Raw genomic sequence first — 18,286 nt, 5'->3', positions numbered from 1 at the left:
GTTATGAGCGAATGGCTGTCGAGTTGTTGGACGCGACCTTCGCAGCGCTGGCCCACCCGACCCGGCGGGCCATCCTCGCCCGGCTCGCGCTGAGCGAGGCCACCGTGACGGAGTTGGCGGAGCCCTTCGAGATGAGTCAGCCGGCCATCTCCAAGCACCTCCGGGTGCTGGAGCGCGCTGGCCTCGTCACCCGGGGGCGGGACGCCCAGCGCCGGCCGTGCCGGTTGGAGGCCCGACCACTACGCGAGGCGACGGCCTGGCTCGCCGACTACCGCGACTACTGGGCGGAGAGCTACCAACGCCTCGACGCCCTGCTCGGTGAGCTCCAGACCAGGGAACGGGCCGACACCACCGTGGAACAGGCCGCCGAGCCCCGGCACGACCGACCGGACGGGACGGGCCGGTGACCGGCCTCGATGACGCGCTCGTCGTGCACGCCCCGAGCGACCGGGAAATAGTGTTGAGTCGGCTGTTCGACGCCCCGGTGGACCTGGTGTTCGCCGCCTTCACCCAACCCGAGCTGCTGATCCGGTGGTACGGCGCACGCGGTTGGCGGCTGGCGGAGTGCGACGTCGACCTGCGGGTCGGCGGGCGGTGGCGGTTCATGTCACTGGGCCCGGCGGGTGCCCGGATGGTCCAGGCTGGGGTCTACCGGCAGATCGAGCCGCCGCACCGGCTGGTCTACACCGAACTCTTCGACGACCAGTCCTACCCCGGCGAGACCCTTGTCGGCCACGAGTTCACCGAGCTGGCCGGTCGGACGACGGTCACCACCACGCTGCTGTACGCCACCGCGGAGGGACGGGACATCGTCTTGCGCTACCCGATGGCTCGGGGCGTCGGGCAGAGCTACCTGCGGCTCGCCGAGTTGCTGCACCTGACAACGACGACACGAGGAGAACAACCATGAACTGGACGTTGGAAGTGGTGATCGTGCCGGTCTCCGATGTGGACCGGGCCAAGAAGTTCTACGCCGACCAGCTCGGGTTCACTGTCGACCACGACACCGTGATCAACGACGAGGCGCGCATCGTCCAGCTGACCCCGCCGGGCTCCGGCTGCTCGATCGTGATCGGCAAGGGCGTCATCCCCGAGATGCCACCCGGCTCAGTCAAGGGCCTGCAACTGGTGGTGCCCGACCTGAAGCGGGCCCACGAGGAACTGGTCGGGCGGGGTGTGGAGGTCAGCGAGATCCAGGTGGTGGGTCAGAACCCCCGGCCGGTGCCGGATCCGCTGGACAACGTCGGCTTCGTCTTCTTCGCCGACCCGGACGGCAACACCTGGGGTGTCCAGCAGATCTCCAGCCGCGCCTGACCGGGCCCGCTCAGAGGCGGCGGGGGCCGGTGTCCGGGCGGGCGACCACGCCACCCACCCCCACCTGGGCGTGCAGGACTGAGATGCCGTCCGGGCGGGCGAGCACCGGGTTGAGGGTCAGCGACCGCACCCGGGGTTGTTCGTCGGCGAGCTGACCCACCCGCAGCAGCAGGTCGGCCAGGGCCGCCCGGTCGACCGGCGCGGCCCCTCGGTGCCCGCGCAGCAACGGCGCCGCCCGGGGCTCGTCGACCAGCTCGGCCGCGTCCCGGTCGGTCAGCGGCACCGCCCGCCAGGCCCGATCGCCGAGCAGTTCGGTGGCGACCCCGCCGAGGCCGAAGCCGACCACCGGCCCGAACGCCGGGTCTTCCACCACCTCCACCACGCAGGCCACCCCGGGCGGGACCATCGGCTGGACCAGGGCGTCCGCGCCGAAGGTCGCCGCCAGGTCGGCGTACGCGCGACGGAGGGTCTGCTCGTCGGACAGGTCGAGCCGGACCGCGCCCAGGTCGAGTCGGTGCCGCAGCCCGGGGGCGGCCGCCTTGAGCGCCACCGGGAAACCCAGCCGCACGGCCGCCTCGACCGCCGCGTCGGCGGAGTCGACGTGCACCGACGCCACCAGGTCGATGCCGTACGCGGCCAGCAGCGGGCCCGGGTCGGTGGTGTCGGCCCGGAGCGCGGCCTGCGCGGCCGTCCGATCGAGGCCGGGCAGCTGCGGTGCCACCCCGGGCGGGCGGCGAAGCCACTCGGCGTACCGGTGGGCGCGGGCGAGCGCGCGGACCGCCTCCTCCACGCCGCCGTACGCCGGCACCCCCGGCGGCAGCCGCCCGACCAGGAACGTCGCCACTGTCGGCTTGCCCAGCGCGAGGGCGGCCGGCAGCGCGGCGGTCACGTCGGCGTCCACCTCGGTCAGCTGGCCGGGCAGCGGTGGGGCGAAGACCACCACCAGCGCGTCCACCCGTTCGTCGGCGGCCGTCTCGGCGAGCGCGGCGGCGAACTCGGCGGCACCGGCGCTCGGCCCGACGTCACGCGGGTAGCCGTCGGCCACGCTGAGGCCGTGCCCGACGCACGCGGTCGCGGCGAGCCCGGTGAGGGCCGAGGAGTTGCCGACCACACCTACCCGGCCGCCGGCCGGCAACGGCTGGTTGGCCAGCAGCACCCCCACGTCGAGCAGCTCCGGCACGGTGTCCACCCGGATCACCCCGGACTGGGCGAAGAGCGCGGCCACCGCCACCTCGTCCGGGCCGGCGGCGTCACCGACCCCCGGCGGGCGGGCCGGCGAGGCGAGCGCGACGACCGGTTTGGCCCGGCCGATCCGTCGGGCCAGCCGGGCGAACTTGCGCGGGTTCCCGAAGGTCTCCAGATAGAGCATGATCACGTCGGTGCCGGGGTCGTCCTGCCAGTACTGCAGAAGGTCGTTGCCGGAGACGTCGGCCCGGTTGCCGGCCGAGACGAAGCTGGACAGCCCGAGGCCCCGCCGGTCCGCCTCGGCGAGTAGCGCCACCCCGAACGCACCGGACTGACTGAAGATGCCCACCCGACCGGCCGGCGGCAGCGCCGGGGCGAGGGTGGCGTTGAGGCGTACCGTCGGGTCGGTGTTTGCCACGCCCAGACAGTTCGGGCCGACGACCCGCATTCCGGCAGCGTGCGCCGCGCGGACCAGCGCCCGCTGGGTGGCCGCGCCCTCCGGGCCGGCCTCGGCGAAGCCGGCCGAGATGACCACCAGGCCGTGCACCCCAGCGGCGGCAGCGTCGGCGACCACCGCTGTCGCCGCCTCCGGCGGAACCGCCACCACGGCCAGGTCCACCGGCGCTCCGGCGTCCACCGCCGACGGGTACGCGGGCAGACCCGCCACCGTCGCCGCGCTCGGATGCACCGGCACCACCGCACCGGTGAACCCGCCGTCGCGCAGGTGCCCGAGCACCGCGGCGCCGACGCCCTGGCCGGTGGCGCTGGCGCCGTAGACGACGATGCCGCGCGGGGCGAGCAGCCGGGCGATCGAGCGGGCCTCGGTGCGGTGCTCCCGGCCCCGCTGCACCTCCAGGCTGGCCTCGGTGGGCGCGATGGGGAAGCTCAGGTGCACCACGCCGTCGGCGTACTCGCGCTGGACCTGGTAGCCGAAGTCGGCGAAGACCCGCAACATCGTCCCGTTGGCCGGCAGCACCTCCGCGACGAAGCTCATGATGTCGTTGCGGCGGGCCGCGTCGGCCAGGTGTTCCATCAGCACCGAGCCGATGCCCCGCCCCTGGTAGGCGTCCTCCACCACGAAGGCCACCTCCGCCTCCGGAGCCTGCGGGCCGAGCCGCTCGTACCGGCCGACCGCGACGATCTGGTCGGCGACCAGCACCACGAACGCCTCCCGGTCGTGGTGGTCCACCGTGACGAAACGGATCAGATCCCGCTCCGGGATGCGCGGGTACGGCGAGAAGTACCGCAGGTAACGGGTGCGCTCGGAGAACCGGCTGTGCATCGCCACGATGCCCGGCGCGTCGGCCGGGTCGATCGGTCGCAACTGGACGGTGCTGCCATCGCTGAGCAGCACGTCGACCGGCTGGCCCACTGTCGTCACCGGAACGCCCTCCCCCGGCCCGGCTCAGTCCCGTGGATCGTGCGGGTCGAGCCCGAGCAGCGGGAAGACCGTCTTGCGGGTGGCCGCGATCGCCCGGTCCACAGCGTTCGGCTCGCCGGTCGGCTGCCACGGCTCGTACGACGGGTCGGCGTCGTCGGTCATCCGCAGTGGCACCTCCCGGCCCAGACGGCGGGAGGCGACCAGGTCCCGCCAGGCGGGTGGGGTGAGCGTGGCCGGGTCGATGGGGTCACCGGTGGCCACGGCCAGCAGGTGACTCCAGGCCCGGGGCACCACCTCGACGAGCGCGTACCCGCCGCCGCCGGTGGCCACCCACCGGCCGTCGCACAACTCGTCGGCGAGCGCCCGCATCGCCAGGTAGGTGGCCCGCTGCCCGTCCACTGTGAGGTTCAGGTCGGCGAGCGGGTCCAGCCGGTGCCCGTCGGCGCCACACTGGCTGAACAGCACCTGCGGCCGGAACGCGCGCAGCACCGACGGCACGATCGCGTGGAACGCCCGCTGCCAGCCGCTGTCGTCGACACCCGGCGGCAACGGCATGTTGACAGCGGTGCCCTGCGCGCGCGGCCCACCCGTCTCGTCCGGGAAACCGGTGCCCGGGAAGAGCGCCAGCGGCGTCTCGTGCAGGCTGACAGTGAGCACCCGAGGGTCGTCCCAGAAGATGTCCTGCACCCCGTCGCCGTGGTGCACGTCGACGTCCACGTACGCGACCCGCTCGGCGCCCAGGTCCAGCAGGCGGGCGATGGCCACCGCGGGATCGTTGTAGACGCAGAAGCCGGAGGCCCGGGCGGCCATCGCGTGGTGCAGCCCGCCGGCCACGTTCACCGCCCGCCGGGCGTCGCCGCGCCAGACCGCCTCGGCGGCGGCCACCGTCGCGCCGGCGATGAGCGCGCTGGACTCGTGCATCCCCTCGAAGACCGGGTTGTCGGAGGTGCCCAACCCGTACCCGGCGAAGAGCGGGTCGCGCGGCGCGTTGCGCACCGCGGCGAGGTAGGCCGGCTCGTGCACCCGGGTGAGCAGGGCGTCGTCTGCGGGCTCTGGCTTGACCACCCGCACCCCTGGCCGGTGCAGGATGCCCAGCTCGCGGGCGAGCGCGATGGTCAGCTCCACCCGGACCGGGTCGAGCGGATGGTCACCCATGTCGTAGGCGAGCAGCGACTCGTCCCACACCACCACCGTGTCGTCGGACATGAGCCCATCGTCGCACGAGGACCGGCGCCGGCCCACCGCACGCGCTGGTCAGCGGCCGGGTGTCGGCCCGGAGGCGACCGGCCGGGCCGGGTCGGCCACCCAGTTGCTCCACGATCCAACGTAGAGCGCGGCGTCCGTGCGGCCGGCCAGGTGCAGCGCGAGCACCGCCTGCGCGGCGGTCACCCCCGAGCCGCAGTACGCCCCGACGGCCCGCCCCTCGGTCACCCCGGCGGCGGCGAACCGCTCGCTCAACACGTCGGCGGCCAGGAACCGGCCGTCCGGTCCGACGTACTCCCCGGAGGGCAGGTTCGCCGCTCCCGGCACGTGCCCGGCGACCGGGTCGATCGGCTCGACCTCACCCCGGTAGCGCGACGCCGCCCGTACGTCGAGCAGCACGGCGTCGTCCGCGGCGGCCAGCGCGGCGGCCTCCCCCGCGTCGAGCACCGGGAGATCACCGGGGCGCACCACGACGTCGCCGGGGCTGGGGGCGGGCGCGTCGGTGGAGACGGGCCGGCCGGCGCCGACCCAGGCCGGGTAGCCGCCGTGCAGCAGGCGCACCTGGCGGTGCCCCGCCCAGCGCAGCGTCCACCAGGCCCGCGCGGCGGCCATGCCGTCGCCGCCGTCGTACACCACCACTGGGTGACCGGCGCGGACGCCGGCGGCCCGGAGCGCGGCCTCCAACGCGGCCGGGTCAGGCAGGGGGTGTCGGCCGCCGGCGCCCGGCGCCCCACAGAGCGCGGTGTCCAGGTCGACGAAGACCGCCCCGGGCAGGTGGCCGGCGAGGTAGTCGTCACGGCCGGGCGGGCCGACGAGCCGCCAGCGGACGTCGAGCAGGGTGGGCGGATCGGCCTGGTCGAACTCGGCGACGAGCCGCTCGACCTCGACCAACGGCCCCTGGGTACCGGACATGGCGACCATCCAACACCATTCGCGTAGACGGCACGCGGTTCGGCGGCGGTCGCCAGTCGTTCACCGAGGTAACATCGTGCACCGGAGGGCCGCTGACCTTATGAAGTCTCACGACCTGGTCGACACGACCGAAATGTACCTGCGCACCATCCTTGAGTTGGAAGAGGAGGGGGTGCCGCCGCTGCGTGCCCGGATCGCCGAGAGGCTGCAGCAGAGTGGCCCCACAGTGAGCCAGACCGTCGCCCGGATGGAGCGCGACGGCCTGCTCACCGTCGAGGGAGACCGGCACCTGACGCTCACCGCCCTGGGTCGCGGCAGCGCCGTCTCGGTGATGCGCAAGCACCGCCTCGCCGAACTGCTGCTGGTCAACGTCATCGGGATGCCCTACGAGGAGGCCCACGAGGAGGCCTGCCGTTGGGAGCACGTGATGAGCGACGCAGTGGAGAAGCGGGTCTACGACCTGCTCAACCGGCCGACCCGTTCCCCGTACGGCAACCCGATCCCCGGGCTCCAGGAGCTGGGTTCGCCCGCTGCGGAGACGACCGACGTCGCTGAGGGCGAGCGCAACCTGGCCTTCCCCGGCCTGTCCGGGCCGGTCGTGGTGCGCCGGATCTGCGAGAGCGTGCAGAAGGACGCCGACGTGCTGCGCCAACTACACGCCGCCGGTGTCGACCCGGGCGCCACTGTGACAGTGGCCCAGGAGCGCGACGGGGTGTCGATCGACCGCTCCGGCGACCGGGTGCGACTGCCCCGCGAGGTCGCCTCCCGGGTCTTCGTCGCCGCCAACTGACCAACCGGGCACCCGGGCGTCACAACGCCCGGGTGTCCACCTTTTTGGCCAATGCGGTCAGATCCCCGGTCAGCTTCTCCACCGCCGAGCGCTCACTGCCCCGGGCCGCGGTCCAACTCACCGTTGCCAGCCGCCCGTCGCCGGCCAGCCAGCCCACCTCGGCGACCGGCCCCCGCCCGCTCGCCGCGGCGGTGGTCCGCTTGTACGCCTGCTGGCCCAGCCCGGTGACCTTCGCCGCCTTGTCCGGCACCACGTCCGCGCTGAAGCTGGCCTTGTCGATCGTGGTCTCGGTCACGCTGAGCGTCAACTCCGGCAGGGTCGCGCCGGAGGCCCGGACCACGCAGGTGTGGGTGTCGCCCTGTTCGCTGGCCGCCGCCACGTCGAAGCGGACCTTCACCACCTGCTCGATCACCGTGAAGTCCAGCAGACGGCAGGCGCCGCCCGAGGAGGCCGCCGCCGCGTCCACCGTGATCGGCACCGGCGGCGGCACCGCCACCGGCTCCGCCTCGTCCGCGCAGCCGCTCACCAGCAACCCGGCCAGCCCGACGACCACGATCCGACCGCGCACGTCCCACCCTCTCGCCGACCGACGGCGGAAGGCGCCCGCCGGATGTCCGTCGGACACCGTACGGGGTGCCGGTGTCGCGCGGAAGTCCTCGTTGACGCCTATTCCGACGGTGGATCGTCCACGTACGGACAGTGCCGGCAGCCGCGCCCGCAGCACGTGCCACGGCGGGCCAGGAAGGCGGCGCTGAGCACGAACAGCCCGCTCTCCGGGTCGAGGTAGCCGGCCTCACCGGCGGCCAGCGCGGCGGTGTGCGCGGCGAGGATCCGGGCCCGGTCGGGATGGTCGGACGGCAGCCGGGACGGGTGCGGCTCGGTGAGCGGCCGGTCGGCCAGGGGTCGTCGCTCTCCGGTCACCCGCAGCAGTCTAGGGACGGTTCGTGGTCGGCCTCCCACCGCCCGGATGTCCGACATGCCCCCGGCGTCGTCGCGGCGGGTGGTCGTTTCGTCGTACGGTCCGACGACGATCGGGTTCGACACCCGTCAACGCGTACGGAGGGGAACCATGCGGAAGATCGTTGTGCAGATGAGCGTGTCGTTGGATGGGTTCTTCGAAGGGCCGGGCGGCGACATCGGTTGGCACCAGGTCGACGAGGAGTTGCACCAGCACTTCAACGACGTGATCGCCCCGATGGGCGGGTTCCTCAGCGGCCGGGTCAGCCACGAGCTGATGGCCGCCTACTGGCCGACCGCCGATCAGGACCCGACCGCCAGCGGCCCCGAGCGCGAGTTCGCCCGCATCTGGCGGGACATGCCGAAGATTGTCTACTCGCGCACGCTCGACCACGCCGACTGGAACGCCACTGTCATGCGCGAGGTCGACGTCGAGCAGGTCCGCAGGCTCACCGCCGAGCCGGGCGGCGACCTGGCGCTCGGCGGGGCCGACCTGGCCGCGACGTTCGCTCGGCACGACCTGATCGACGAGTACCGGATCTACGTCCACCCGGTGCTGGTCGGTCGGGGCCGCCGACTCTTCCCCGAGGCGGACGCCCCGACCGGCCTGCGACTTGTGGAGAGCCGCGTCTTCGGCAACGGCGTGGTCCTGCTCCGTCACGAGCGGGTCCGCTGACCGATGATCACCACCTTCGACGCGATCGACGGGACCACGCTCGCGTACCGGACCGTCGGAACCGGAGACCCACTGGTCTGTCTGCCGGGCGGCCCGATGCGCGACTCCGCGTACCTCGGTGACCTCGGCGGTCTGGGCGCCCACCGGACGCTGGTCATCCTCGATCCGCGGGGCACCGGCCGGTCGGCGGCCCCGGCGGACGTCTCGACGTGCCGCTGCGACCGCCTGGTCGACGATGTGGAGGCGCTTCGCGGGCACCTGGGCCTCGACCGGCTGGATCTGCTCGGGCACTCCGCCGGCGCCAACCTGGCTCTGCGGTACCTGACCGGGCATCCCGATCGGGTGGGCCGACTCGCGCTGGCCACCCCGAGCATCCGAGCGGTCGGGCTGGAGGTGACAGCAGCGCAGCGTCAGGAGGTCACCCAGGCCCGGGCCGGCGAGCCATGGTTTCCGGTGGCAGCAGCAGCGTTGGAGTCCATCCTCGCGGGTCGAGCCGGGCCAGCCGCCGCGCAGGAGATCGCGCCGTTCCTGTACGGCCGGTGGGACACGGCCGCTCGGGTCCACCAGGCCGCCGAGTCCGGCCAGCGCAACGAGGAGCTGGCGCGGGTCTTCAGCTCCGAAGGCGCCTTCGATCCGCCGGCCACTCGTGGGGTGCTCGCCGCACATCGAGGTCCGGTGCTGCTGCTCGCCGGTGCTGTCGACCTGGCCGCACCGCCGGGCCTGGTGGCCCAGTTCGCCGAGCTGAGTCCACGCGCCGAGCTGGTCGTCCAGCCGGGCGCCGGGCACTACCCGTGGCTCGACGACGCCGGGGCGTTCACCGCGACGGTCGCGGCGTTCCTCGCTGGCTCGGATGGTGCTTGAGTCTCCACCGGGGGGAGACACGAGGGTGGGGGCATGAACGGGGAGACGCGTCACACGATCGGCGAGCTGGCCCGGCGGACGGGCCTGAGCGTCAAGACCATCCGGTACTACGCCGACAGCGGGATCGTGCCACCGACGGACCGGAGCCCGGCCGGCTACCGGCGGTACGGCCCGGAGGCCGTGGCCCGGTTGGAGCTGGTCCGGACGCTGCGTGACCTGGGCCTGGACCTTGCCACCATCCGGCGGGTGGTGAACCAGGAGGTGACAGTGCCCGAGGTGGCCGCCGCACACGCCGAGGCGTTGGCCGTGCAGATCCGGGTACTGCGGCTGCGCCAGGCGGTGCTCACCGTCGCGGCGAGGCGCGGTTCCGGCCCGGCCGAGGTGGACGAGCTGCACCGGCTGGCCCGGCTCACCACCCGGGAACGGGGGCAGTTGGTGGCCGACTTCCTGGACAGCGTCTTCGCCGGCCTCGGCGACCAGCCCGCGTACCCGGGTGTGATCGTCTCGATGACACCGGAGCTTCCGGACGATCCCAGCATCGAGCAGGTCGAGGCGTGGCTGGAGCTGGCCGAGCTGTGCCAGGAGCCGGATTTCCGAGCCCGGATGCGGCGGTTGGCCCGACAGCACGCCGCCGACCACGACGTGCCGGGGTTGCCCCGCCCGGGCGCCGTCGCGGTGGTCCGGGACGCGGTGGCCCCCGCCCTCGCGGTCGGTCTCGACCCGACCAGCCCGGACGCCGACCCGGTGGTCGCGGCCGTCACCGGCCGGTACGCGAACCTGCACTGTCACCCGGACGACGCCGACCTGCGTCGACGGTTGCTCGACCGGCTGGTTCCGGCCAACGACCCCCGCCGGGACCGCTACCTCGACCTGTTGGCGGTGGTCAACGGCTGGTCGACCGGCGATGCGACGGCACCGGCGGTGGACTGGTTCATCCGGGCCCTGCGCGCCCGGATGCCCCAGCCGGCTCGTTGAGCTGACCGGGCCCCGGGCGGCTTGGCGGTCGGGCCGGCTTGGCGGCGTCAGCCGAACCAGGTCATCGCCTGACCGTGGCCTCTGGCCCAGGCCAGCGGTTTCCCGTCGAGCGCGAGGACGTTGTGCAGCGCATCGCTCGGCGGGGCGGGCAGCCCGTCGTACCGGAGCACCTCCGGCCCCTCGTTCGCGACCCAGTGCCCGGGCAGCTCGCGGACCAACCGGACGAACGCGTCCCGGCGCGGCGGCGGCACCTGGTAGAGCACTGACGTGTGGAAGACCACAAGCGTCGCGCCGGTCGGCGCCCGCGCGGCCAGCGCCGGCAGGTCGTCCACCAGGTCGCCGCGGACCAGCAGCGGCGGGTCGGCCGCGGCGACCGCCGCCGCGGCCCGCAGCCGGGCCCGACGGTGGCCGTGCTCCGGCCAGATCAACGCGTCCAACCAGGACACGTCTTCGGGGTCGGTCACGTCGAGCGGGTTGAGGTCCAGACCGGCCCGCCACACCACCCGGGGTACGCCTGCCGGCGGCACCAACCCGTTGGCCGCGCAGTCGAGGACCGGCTCACCGGAGCCGACTTCATGATCGCCGTACCGGTACGCGTACCGGTCGGGGTAGAGGCAGAGCCCGGCCGACGCGCCGACCTCCAGTAGGGCCAGGGGCTGCGGCAACGCGGCGAGCACCGGCAGCAGGACCGCGCACCGGCCCGCCTCGTTCGTCTGGGTGGCCCGGGTGAGCAGTTCCGCCTCGATGGCCGGCCAGTGCGTCACCACGAAGTCGTGGAAGGTGACCGGGTCGTTCACCGGGCCGCCGAGCCAGCGGACGACGCCGAACAGCAGATTCGGCTGCCGCTTGGCCGGCGGAAGCCTGTCGAGCAGGGTGAGCAGGTCGTCGTCGCGGGCGACGGCCTGCGACAGTCGCTCGTACGTGGGCGACACCCCGCGCGCCTCGCGGCTGCCGAACTCGGCGTACGTCCCAGCGGTCGTCATGCCCTCATCGTCGCAGCCCATTCCTCGGAAATTCAGCCCCCATTCCCGTGCGCTGACTCACCCGCCTCATAGAGTGCGGCGGCGGTCGGACCGTTGAGCAGCAGCTCAGCGGGGGTTCGGGCCAGGGCAACGGGGAGGAAAGTGTCGTGCGGGGTGACGGTGTACGGGTACTGATCGTCGGCGGAGGTGTCGCCGGCCTGGCGGCGGTGGCCGCGCTGCGCGAGTGGGGCGCGACGATCGACGTCGTCGAGCGGGCGCCCGGGCCGACCGACTCCGGCACCGGGATCTACCTCACCGGAAACGCGACCCGCATGCTCGACGTACTCGGTCTGCGGGAGTCGGTCGCCGACGTCGCCGTGGAGATCAGCCGGCAGCGCAGCGCCAACCAGCGCGGGCGTCGCCTCTTCGACATCGACGTGGCCGCACTGTGGCAGGGCGTCGGGCCGTGCGTGTCGCTGCCCCGGGCGCAGCTGCACCGGGCGTTGCTCGACGGCGTCGGCGACGCCCCGATCCGCTGGGGCCGCCAGCCGGTCGCGCTCCTTCCGGAGGGCGACCAGGTCGCCGTCGAGTTCGACGACAACAACACCCAACGGTACGACCTGGTGCTCGGCGCGGACGGGGTGAACTCGACGGTCCGCCGGCTCGCCTTCGACGGCCAGGCCGCCCGCGACCTCGGCCAGTACGCCTACCGGTGGGTCGCTCCCCGCATCGACGACGAGCCGGTCTGGTCGGTGCAGTTGGGGCGCGGCAGGCAGTTCCTGACCATCCCGATCAGCGATGGGCAGACGTACTGCTACTACAACGACGGCCCGGTGGCCGACCGGCCCGGCTGGCGCGACGAGCTGGCCGCGACGTTCACCGAGCCGGCGGCCACCATGCTCAAGGCCCTCGACTACGACGACAGCACCCTGCACGCCGGGCCGAACCAGGAGGTCGTGCTCGACTCCTGGTCCCGGGGGCCGGTGCTGCTGATCGGCGACGCCGCCCACGCCACCTCACCGAACATGGCCCAGGGCGCGGCGATGGCAGTGGAGGACGCCGTCGTGCTCGCCTCGTCGTTGGCCAACTCCGACTCCGTCGCCGACGCGCTGCGGGGTTTCGAGGCGCGGCGGCGCCCCCGTACGAACTGGGTGCTCAGCCAGACCCACCGCCGCGACAAGGCCACCGGGCTCCCACCCGCGCTGCGCGACCTGGTGATGCGCCGTCTCGGCGAGCAGATGTTCCGCTCGAACTACGGCCCCCTGTTCGCCCAGCCCTGACCGGTCCGCCGTGGCCGGCCCGCTCACGGCAGCTGGCCCGGCCGGTCGACGATGGCGATCCGCAGGAGCGCGGCAGCCGACTCCAGTGACTCCTTGCCGTTACGCACCACCGAATTACGGGTGCCAAGGTAGACGTGGGAGTCCCGATCGAAGATGAGATCCAGATTGCCGCCGATCACACCGGGCATCCGAATCGCCACCCCGTGCCGGCCGGCGACGTCCACCACGTCACCCGATATGACGACCGCTCCGGGCTGCCGTGCCAGCACTTCGAACAGCGCCGCCAGCGCTCGGGGCGGCACGTAGCCGTCGAGCATCGACCACGCGGTGGTGTACGCCATGCTCTCGTCGCCGTACACGGCCTCCTCGTCGGCGCCTTCGGGAAGGTGCAGGTCGACCGGGTGTTCCCGAAGGTATCGAAGCAGCTCGTCCGGATCGGTGGGCAGGTCGCCGTGGTACGCCGGCGGCTGGAACGCGTCGAGCTCCTTCGTGGGATCGGCGGGATCATCGATGCGGAGCACCCTCAGCTCGCCCCACCCGTTCGGATCGGTCTCCGGTCGGTAGCGACCCTGCGTGTACGCGACTCCGCCAGCCGACTGCCACAGTTGGTTCCGGATGGTCTGGTACGGGCCGCTGTCCGGCAACTCCCGGACGGTCGCCAGGGTTTCCGTGAAGACGTACTGCTCGGGCCGGGCGGTGAGTTCCGGCTGCTGTCGGGCCGCGTCGGCCGCCAGATGGAAGATCTCCGACGCGCTGGCCGTCGGCGGCGGCTGATCGCCCAGCCTCATCGTCTGGACCGCCAGACCACCGGCGGTCAGCGCGACCGCCAGCCCGAACGCTCCGGCGAGGCGCCAACCGCGCAGGAAGCGGCTAGGGCGCCCCTCGGGATGGGCCGCCGACGCCATCTCGGCCCGCCCGGCGACGTGTGCGGTCAGATCCCTGAGGAGCCGCTCCTCGAAGCCCTGCGGCGACCGTTCGATCTCGTGCATCGTCATCTCCGTCTCATCAGGCGAGGGTGGTGGCGGGGCGGGCGAGCACGGCGCGGACGACGCGGCGGGCACGATGCAGGCGGACCCGAGCGGCGACCGGCGAAACCCCCAGCACTGTCGCGGCCTCCGCGACGCTGAGGCCGTCCACGGCGACGAGTTCGACAAGGGCCCGGGTGCCCTCCGGCAGCTCGCTCAGCGCCCGATGGGTGCGGCGGGCCGCCGACTCTGCGTCGATCCGCTCCTCGATGCGGGCGATGTCATCGGGGCCCAGGTCCCGCCGTCCGGCCAGGCGGCCGGTCACCCGCAGCCGTTGAGCCGCCCGACGCCGCTCGTCGCCGATGACGTTGCGGGCCACCCCGTACAGCCAGCCGATCTGGCTACCCCGGTCCGGCCGGTAGCCGGCCGCCGACTCGATCACCGCCAGGAACACGTCGGCGGTGAGGTCGGCGGCGAGATGCGGGTCGTCGACCCGCCGCGCCACGAACCGGCCCACCGCCTCCAGGTGCCGCCGGTAGAAGACCTCGAAGGCAACCGGATCGGCTCCGATGCCGCAGATGTCGTCGTCGGCGTGGCTCGGCTCATTCACAGGCCGTCCTCCCTCGTAGCCCTCACACCCCTTCTTCGTCAGACGGAGCACGGGTGTTACCGAACCATCCAGCCCGTATGGGGCGGCACTGCCGGTCCAGTTGGGCAACCGCCCTGGTGATGCGGCATTATCGAAGCACCGGCGACTGGCGGCACGGGGATGGTGGAACCATCGGGGAGCCTCTCGCGGGCGTCGACCGCCTGGGCGCCTGCGTCGAGGAACCGTCATGACCACGACCAGCCAATCCGCGGAACAGCACACCCCGTCGGGCCTTGCCCGGCTCCTGCCGGGTGCACCCGTCGCCGAAGCCGTCCTGGCCGAGACCGCCGACGCGGTCGCCCGCCTGCGCAGCCGCGGCATCACACCGAGCCTCGCCACCATCCTCGTCGGCGACGACGACGCCAGCGCCGGTTACATCGCCATCAAACAGCGTCAGGCCGCCGCGCTCGGGTTCGCCTCCCCGCACGTGCACCTGGCTGCCACCGCCACCCAGGCCGAACTGCACCAGGCCATCGCCCGGTTCAACACCGATCCGGCCGTGCACGGGCTGCTCGTGCAGTACCCCGTGCCGGGGCACCTGGACTACGACGCGGCGCTGCAGACCATCGACCCGGACAAGGACGTCGACGGGATGCATCCGCTGAACATGGGGCGTCTCGCCGTCGGCCTGCCCGGCCCGCTGCCGTGCACCCCCGCCGGCATCGAAGCCCTCCTGGCGTACCACGAGATCCCCGTCGCCGGTCGTGAGGTCGTCATCCTGGGCCGGGGCGCCACTCTCGGACGGCCCCTGGCCATGCTGCTCGCCCAGAAGCGCCCGACCGCCAACGCCGCCGTCACCGTCGTCCACACCGGCGTGCCGGACTGGGCCCGCTACACCCGCCGCGCCGACATCCTCGTCGCCGCCGCCGGCGTACCCGGGATCGTCCAGCCCGAGCACGTCAAGCCCGGCGCCGTCGTCATCGGCGCCGGCGTCCGCTACGAGGGCCGGCGCCTCCTACCGGACGTGGACGAAGCGTGCGCCGCGGTCGCCGGCGCGATCACGCCCCGGGTCGGCGGCGTCGGTCCGACCACCGTCGCGATGCTGTTCCGCAACGCCGTGCGCGCCGCCGAGCGCGCAAGCCAGTAGCCTGGTTCCGCCGCCATCGTCGAGATCACTTGATGCTGAGCTGGCAGCCCCACCGCGCAACACCCTGACGAGTGTGATGCCTGTGAGTCATCAAGATGACTCACAGGCATCACGGCCACCGACAACATGCCCTCCCGCGCGAGCCTCCAGGGGACCCGGAAACAGCGCTGCCCCGGCCTCCGACGAGGGAGACCGGGGCAGCGCCGCGTTTCGCGTACGTCAGCTGCAGCCGCTGGTGGAGCCGCAGCCCTCGCAGACGTAGCAGCTACCGGCGGGGCGCATCTTCGTACCGCAGGTGAAGCAGAGCGGTGCGTCGGCGGCCTTGCCGATGACGGCCTCCAGCAGTTCGGTGCTGGAACCCACGCTCGGAGCCGGCTTGGCGGCGGCCACGTCTGCCATCTCCTGGGCCGGCTGGGCGACAGCCTCCGGCTTGGCCGTCTCCACCGGCGCGGACGACGCCATCGCGGTGAGCTCGACACCGGTGACGGCGGCGGCCTCCGCGTCGGCCTCGGCCCGCAGCTGCGCGGCACGCTCCGAGGCGGTGAAGATGCCCAGCTCGGCGCGGCGCTCGTAGGGCAGGAAGTCCAGCGCCAGGCGACGGAAGATGTAGTCCATCACCGAAGCCGCCATCCGCACGTCCGGGTCGTCGGTCATGCCGGCCGGCTCGAAACGCATGTTGGTGAACTTGCTGACGAACGTCTCCAGCGGCACGCCGTACTGCAGGCCGATGCTGATGGCCACCGAGAAGGCGTCCATCACGCCGGCCAGGGTCGAGCCCTGCTTGGACATCTTCAGGAAGACCTCACCGAGGCCGTCGTCCGGGTAGGACGACGCGGTCAGGTAGCCCTCGGCGCCACCGACGGAGAAGCTGACCGTCTCGGACGGGCGCTTCTTCGGCAGGCGCTTACGCACCGGCCGGTACTCGATGACCTTCTCGACCGCGGCCGGCGCGGTCTCGACGGCGGCCGGCTCGGTGGCCTTGTTGGACTTGGCCACCGAGAGCGGCTGGCCGACCTTGCAGTTGTCCCGGTAGATCGCCAGCGCCTTGAGGCCGAGCTTCCAGCCCTCGAAGTAGATCTTCTCGACGTCCTCGACGGTGGCCGCCTCCGGCATGTTGACCGTCTTGGAGATGGCGCCGGAGACGAACGGCTGGATGGCCGCCATCATCCGCACGTGACCCATCGGGGCGATCGTCCGCTCCCCCATGGCGCAGTCGAAGACCGGGTAGTGCTCCGGCTTGAGGCCCGGGGCGTCCACCACGTGGCCGTGGTCGGCGATGTGCTCGACGATCGCCTCGACCTGCTCCTCGGGGTAGCCGAGGCTGCGCAGGGCGCGCGGCACGGTCTGGTTGACGATCTGCATCGAGCCGCCGCCGACCAGCTTCTTGAACTTGACCAGCGCCAGGTCCGGCTCCACGCCGGTCGTGTCGCAGTCCATCATGAAGCCGATCGTGCCGGTCGGGGCGAGGACGCTCGCCTGCGCGTTGCGCCAACCGTTCTTGTCACCGATCTTGTTGCCCTGGGTCCACTGCTTGGTCGCCTCGCGGACGATCGCGGTGGCCACCGGGCTGGTCGGCTTGATCTCGTCGTTGGCCGCAGCGTGCTTGCGCATGACCCGCTTGTGCGGCTCGGCGTTGCGGGCGTAGCCGTCGTACGGGCCGACGACGCCGGCCAGCTCCGCCGAGCGGCGGTAGGCGGTGCCGGTCATCAGCGACGTGATCGACGCGGCGACCGAGCGGCCCTGGTCCGAGTCGTACGGCAGGCCGGTGGCCATCAGCAGGGCGCCCAGGTTGGCGTAGCCGATGCCGAGCTGCCGGTAGGCGCGGGACGTCTCACCGATCTTCTCGGTCGGGAAGTCCGCGAAGCAGATCGAGATGTCCATCGCGGTGATGACGAACTCGACGGACTTGACGAACTTCTCCACCTCGAAGCCACCGTCGGCGCGGAGGAACTTCATCAGGTTGAGCGAGGCCAGGTTGCACGAGGAGTTGTCCAGGTGCAGGTACTCCGAGCACGGGTTCGAGGCGGTGATCCGCCCGGTCTCCGGGCAGGTGTGCCAGTCGTTGATCGTGTCGTCGTACTGCAGGCCCGGGTCGGCGCACTCCCAGGCGGCCTGGGAGATCGTGCGGAACAGCTTCTTGGCGTCGACGGTGTCGATCACCGAGCCGTCCAGCCGGCCGCGCAGGTCGAAGCCCTTACCGTTCTCGACCGCCGACATGAACTCGTCGGAGACGCGGACCGAGTTGTTGGCGTTCTGGTACTGCACGCTGACGATGTCGGAGCCGCCGAGGTCCATGTCGAACCCGGCGTCGCGCAGCGCGCGGATCTTGTCCTCCTCGCGCGCCTTCGTGACCACGAACTCCTCGATGTCCGGGTGGTCCACGTCGAGGATGACCATCTTGGCCGCCCGGCGGGTCGCGCCACCGGACTTGATGGTGCCGGCGGAGGCGTCCGCGCCACGCATGAAGCTGACCGGGCCGGAGGCGGTGCCACCGGAGGAGAGCAGCTCACGGGACGAGCGGATGCGCGACAGGTTGACCCCGGAGCCGGAGCCGCCCTTGAAGATCAGCCCCTCCTCCTTGTACCAGTCGAGGATCGAGTCCATCGAGTCGTCGACGGCCAGGATGAAGCAGGCGCTGACCTGCTGCGGCGACGGCGTTCCGACGTTGAACCAGACCGGCGAGTTGAAGCTGAACACCTGGTTCAGCAGCATCCAGGTCAGCTCGTGCGCGAACACCTCGGCGTCGGCCGGGCTGGCGAAGTAGCCGTACTCCTCACCCGCGGTGCGGTAGGTGGTGACCACCCGGTCGATCAGCTGCTTGAGCGACCACTCGCGCTCCGGGGTCCCCACCGCGCCCCGGAAGTACTTCGTGGTGACGATGTTGGCCGCGTTGACGCTCCACGACTCCGGGAACTCCACCCCACGCTGCTCGAAGTTGATCGAGCCGTCCCGCCAGTTCGTCATGACGACGTCCCGGCGCTCCCAGGAGACCTCGTCGTACGGGTGGACCCCCTCGGTCGTCCACACCCGGTCGATCTTCAGCCCCGCGCCTGCCTTGCTTCGTGAACGGCTAGTTGTCACGCCGTCGC

18 protein-coding genes and 1 riboswitch are annotated in these 18,286 nt (G+C 72.4%); of the genes, 9 read left to right on the top strand and 9 right to left on the bottom strand.

Annotation, left to right across the window (positions count from 1 at the left end; genetic code table 11):
* The first annotated feature begins 11 nt into the window (after positions 1-11).
* The 3 genes from IW249_RS17160 to IW249_RS17150 are packed head-to-tail and all read left to right on the top strand — an operon-like array spanning position 12 to position 1,314.
* A complete protein-coding gene (locus IW249_RS17160) occupies positions 12-407 on the top strand; it encodes an ArsR/SmtB family transcription factor (protein WP_196921683.1) in 396 nt (131 codons plus the stop codon).
* Positions 404-910 (top strand): SRPBCC family protein, encoded by a 507-nt coding sequence (locus IW249_RS17155; protein WP_196921682.1) that lies wholly within the window; start codon positions 404-406, stop codon positions 908-910. Before IW249_RS17160 ends, IW249_RS17155 begins: the two co-directional genes overlap by 4 nt.
* The gene (locus IW249_RS17150) at positions 907-1,314 is read left to right on the top strand and encodes a VOC family protein (protein WP_196921681.1); all 408 of its coding nucleotides are present in this window, start codon (positions 907-909) and stop codon (positions 1,312-1,314) included. Before IW249_RS17155 ends, IW249_RS17150 begins: the two co-directional genes overlap by 4 nt.
* A 10-nt stretch (positions 1,315-1,324) precedes the next feature.
* Here the strand turns inward: IW249_RS17150 and IW249_RS17145 are convergent, their stop codons facing one another.
* Genes IW249_RS17145 through IW249_RS17135 form a run of 3 tightly spaced genes read right to left on the bottom strand, consistent with a single transcriptional unit; the run spans position 1,325 to position 5,995 of the window.
* Positions 1,325-3,880: a bifunctional acetate--CoA ligase family protein/GNAT family N-acetyltransferase gene (locus IW249_RS17145; protein WP_196921680.1), complete on the bottom strand. Its 2,556-nt coding sequence runs from the start codon at positions 3,878-3,880 to the stop codon at positions 1,325-1,327.
* A 24-nt stretch (positions 3,881-3,904) separates the two neighbouring features.
* Entirely contained in the window at positions 3,905-5,086 is a 1,182-nt protein-coding gene (locus IW249_RS17140) for an acetoin utilization protein AcuC (RefSeq protein WP_196921679.1), read from the bottom strand.
* Positions 5,087-5,134: 48 nt separating this feature from the next.
* Entirely contained in the window at positions 5,135-5,995 is an 861-nt protein-coding gene (locus IW249_RS17135; RefSeq protein WP_196921678.1) for a sulfurtransferase, read from the bottom strand.
* 100 nt (positions 5,996-6,095) lie between these two features.
* Here IW249_RS17135 and IW249_RS17130 point away from each other — a divergent pair, with 100 nt between their 5' ends.
* Positions 6,096-6,785, top strand: coding sequence for an iron-dependent transcriptional repressor DtxR (locus IW249_RS17130; RefSeq protein ID WP_196921677.1), 690 nt, complete (start codon positions 6,096-6,098; stop codon positions 6,783-6,785).
* 19 nt (positions 6,786-6,804) lie between these two features.
* On the opposite strand, the gene IW249_RS17125 is transcribed toward IW249_RS17130, so the two are convergent.
* Both IW249_RS17125 and IW249_RS17120 read right to left on the bottom strand, forming a co-directional pair.
* Positions 6,805-7,353, bottom strand: a complete 549-nt coding sequence (locus tag IW249_RS17125) for a hypothetical protein (protein ID WP_196921676.1) — start codon at positions 7,351-7,353, stop codon at positions 6,805-6,807.
* Positions 7,354-7,451: 98 nt separating this feature from the next.
* A complete protein-coding gene (locus IW249_RS17120; RefSeq protein ID WP_196921675.1) occupies positions 7,452-7,706 on the bottom strand; it encodes a DUF5522 domain-containing protein in 255 nt (84 codons plus the stop codon).
* 148 nt (positions 7,707-7,854) lie between these two features.
* On the opposite strand from IW249_RS17120, the gene IW249_RS17115 reads away from it, so the two are divergent.
* Genes IW249_RS17115 through IW249_RS17105 form a run of 3 tightly spaced genes read left to right on the top strand, consistent with a single transcriptional unit; the run spans position 7,855 to position 10,254 of the window.
* On the top strand, positions 7,855-8,418 hold the full coding sequence (locus IW249_RS17115; protein WP_196921674.1) for a dihydrofolate reductase family protein: 564 nt from the start codon (positions 7,855-7,857) through the stop codon (positions 8,416-8,418).
* A gap of 3 nt (positions 8,419-8,421) precedes the next feature.
* Positions 8,422-9,279 carry an alpha/beta fold hydrolase gene (locus tag IW249_RS17110; RefSeq protein ID WP_231392551.1) on the top strand — a complete coding sequence of 286 codons (858 nt, stop codon included), beginning with the start codon at positions 8,422-8,424 and terminating at the stop codon, positions 9,277-9,279.
* Between the two features lie 33 nt (positions 9,280-9,312).
* The gene (locus IW249_RS17105; protein ID WP_196921673.1) at positions 9,313-10,254 is read left to right on the top strand and encodes a MerR family transcriptional regulator; all 942 of its coding nucleotides are present in this window, start codon (positions 9,313-9,315) and stop codon (positions 10,252-10,254) included.
* 47 nt (positions 10,255-10,301) lie between these two features.
* Here IW249_RS17105 and IW249_RS17100 read toward each other — a convergent pair whose 3' ends face one another.
* The gene (locus tag IW249_RS17100; protein WP_196921672.1) at positions 10,302-11,237 is read right to left on the bottom strand and encodes a DUF2332 domain-containing protein; all 936 of its coding nucleotides are present in this window, start codon (positions 11,235-11,237) and stop codon (positions 10,302-10,304) included.
* A gap of 146 nt (positions 11,238-11,383) precedes the next feature.
* Here IW249_RS17100 and IW249_RS17095 point away from each other — a divergent pair, with 146 nt between their 5' ends.
* The gene (locus IW249_RS17095; RefSeq protein ID WP_307788613.1) at positions 11,384-12,496 is read left to right on the top strand and encodes an FAD-dependent monooxygenase; all 1,113 of its coding nucleotides are present in this window, start codon (positions 11,384-11,386) and stop codon (positions 12,494-12,496) included.
* 23 nt (positions 12,497-12,519) lie between these two features.
* Here the strand turns inward: IW249_RS17095 and IW249_RS17090 are convergent, their stop codons facing one another.
* Together IW249_RS17090 and IW249_RS17085 are read right to left on the bottom strand one after the other, a co-directional pair.
* Positions 12,520-13,491, bottom strand: coding sequence for a CU044_5270 family protein (locus IW249_RS17090; protein WP_196921671.1), 972 nt, complete (start codon positions 13,489-13,491; stop codon positions 12,520-12,522).
* Positions 13,492-13,501: 10 nt separating this feature from the next.
* Positions 13,502-14,071 (bottom strand): RNA polymerase sigma factor, encoded by a 570-nt coding sequence (locus IW249_RS17085; RefSeq protein WP_196921670.1) that lies wholly within the window; start codon positions 14,069-14,071, stop codon positions 13,502-13,504.
* Positions 14,072-14,202: 131 nt separating this feature from the next.
* A riboswitch (ZMP/ZTP riboswitch) is annotated at positions 14,203-14,284 on the top strand.
* Positions 14,285-14,297: 13 nt separating this feature from the next.
* On the opposite strand from IW249_RS17085, the gene IW249_RS17080 reads away from it, so the two are divergent.
* Entirely contained in the window at positions 14,298-15,197 is a 900-nt protein-coding gene (locus IW249_RS17080) for a bifunctional 5,10-methylenetetrahydrofolate dehydrogenase/5,10-methenyltetrahydrofolate cyclohydrolase (protein ID WP_196921669.1), read from the top strand.
* 219 nt (positions 15,198-15,416) lie between these two features.
* Here IW249_RS17080 and IW249_RS17075 read toward each other — a convergent pair whose 3' ends face one another.
* The gene (locus IW249_RS17075) at positions 15,417-18,278 is read right to left on the bottom strand and encodes a vitamin B12-dependent ribonucleotide reductase (RefSeq protein WP_372432970.1); all 2,862 of its coding nucleotides are present in this window, start codon (positions 18,276-18,278) and stop codon (positions 15,417-15,419) included.
* Between the last annotated feature and the right edge of the window lie 8 nt (positions 18,279-18,286).

This window comes from Micromonospora vinacea (genome assembly GCF_015751785.1).
GTDB classification, from domain to species: domain Bacteria; phylum Actinomycetota; class Actinomycetes; order Mycobacteriales; family Micromonosporaceae; genus Micromonospora; species Micromonospora vinacea.
The sequence above is the reverse complement of the archived record's forward strand: the minus strand, read 5'-3'. Positions and strand labels throughout refer to the sequence as shown.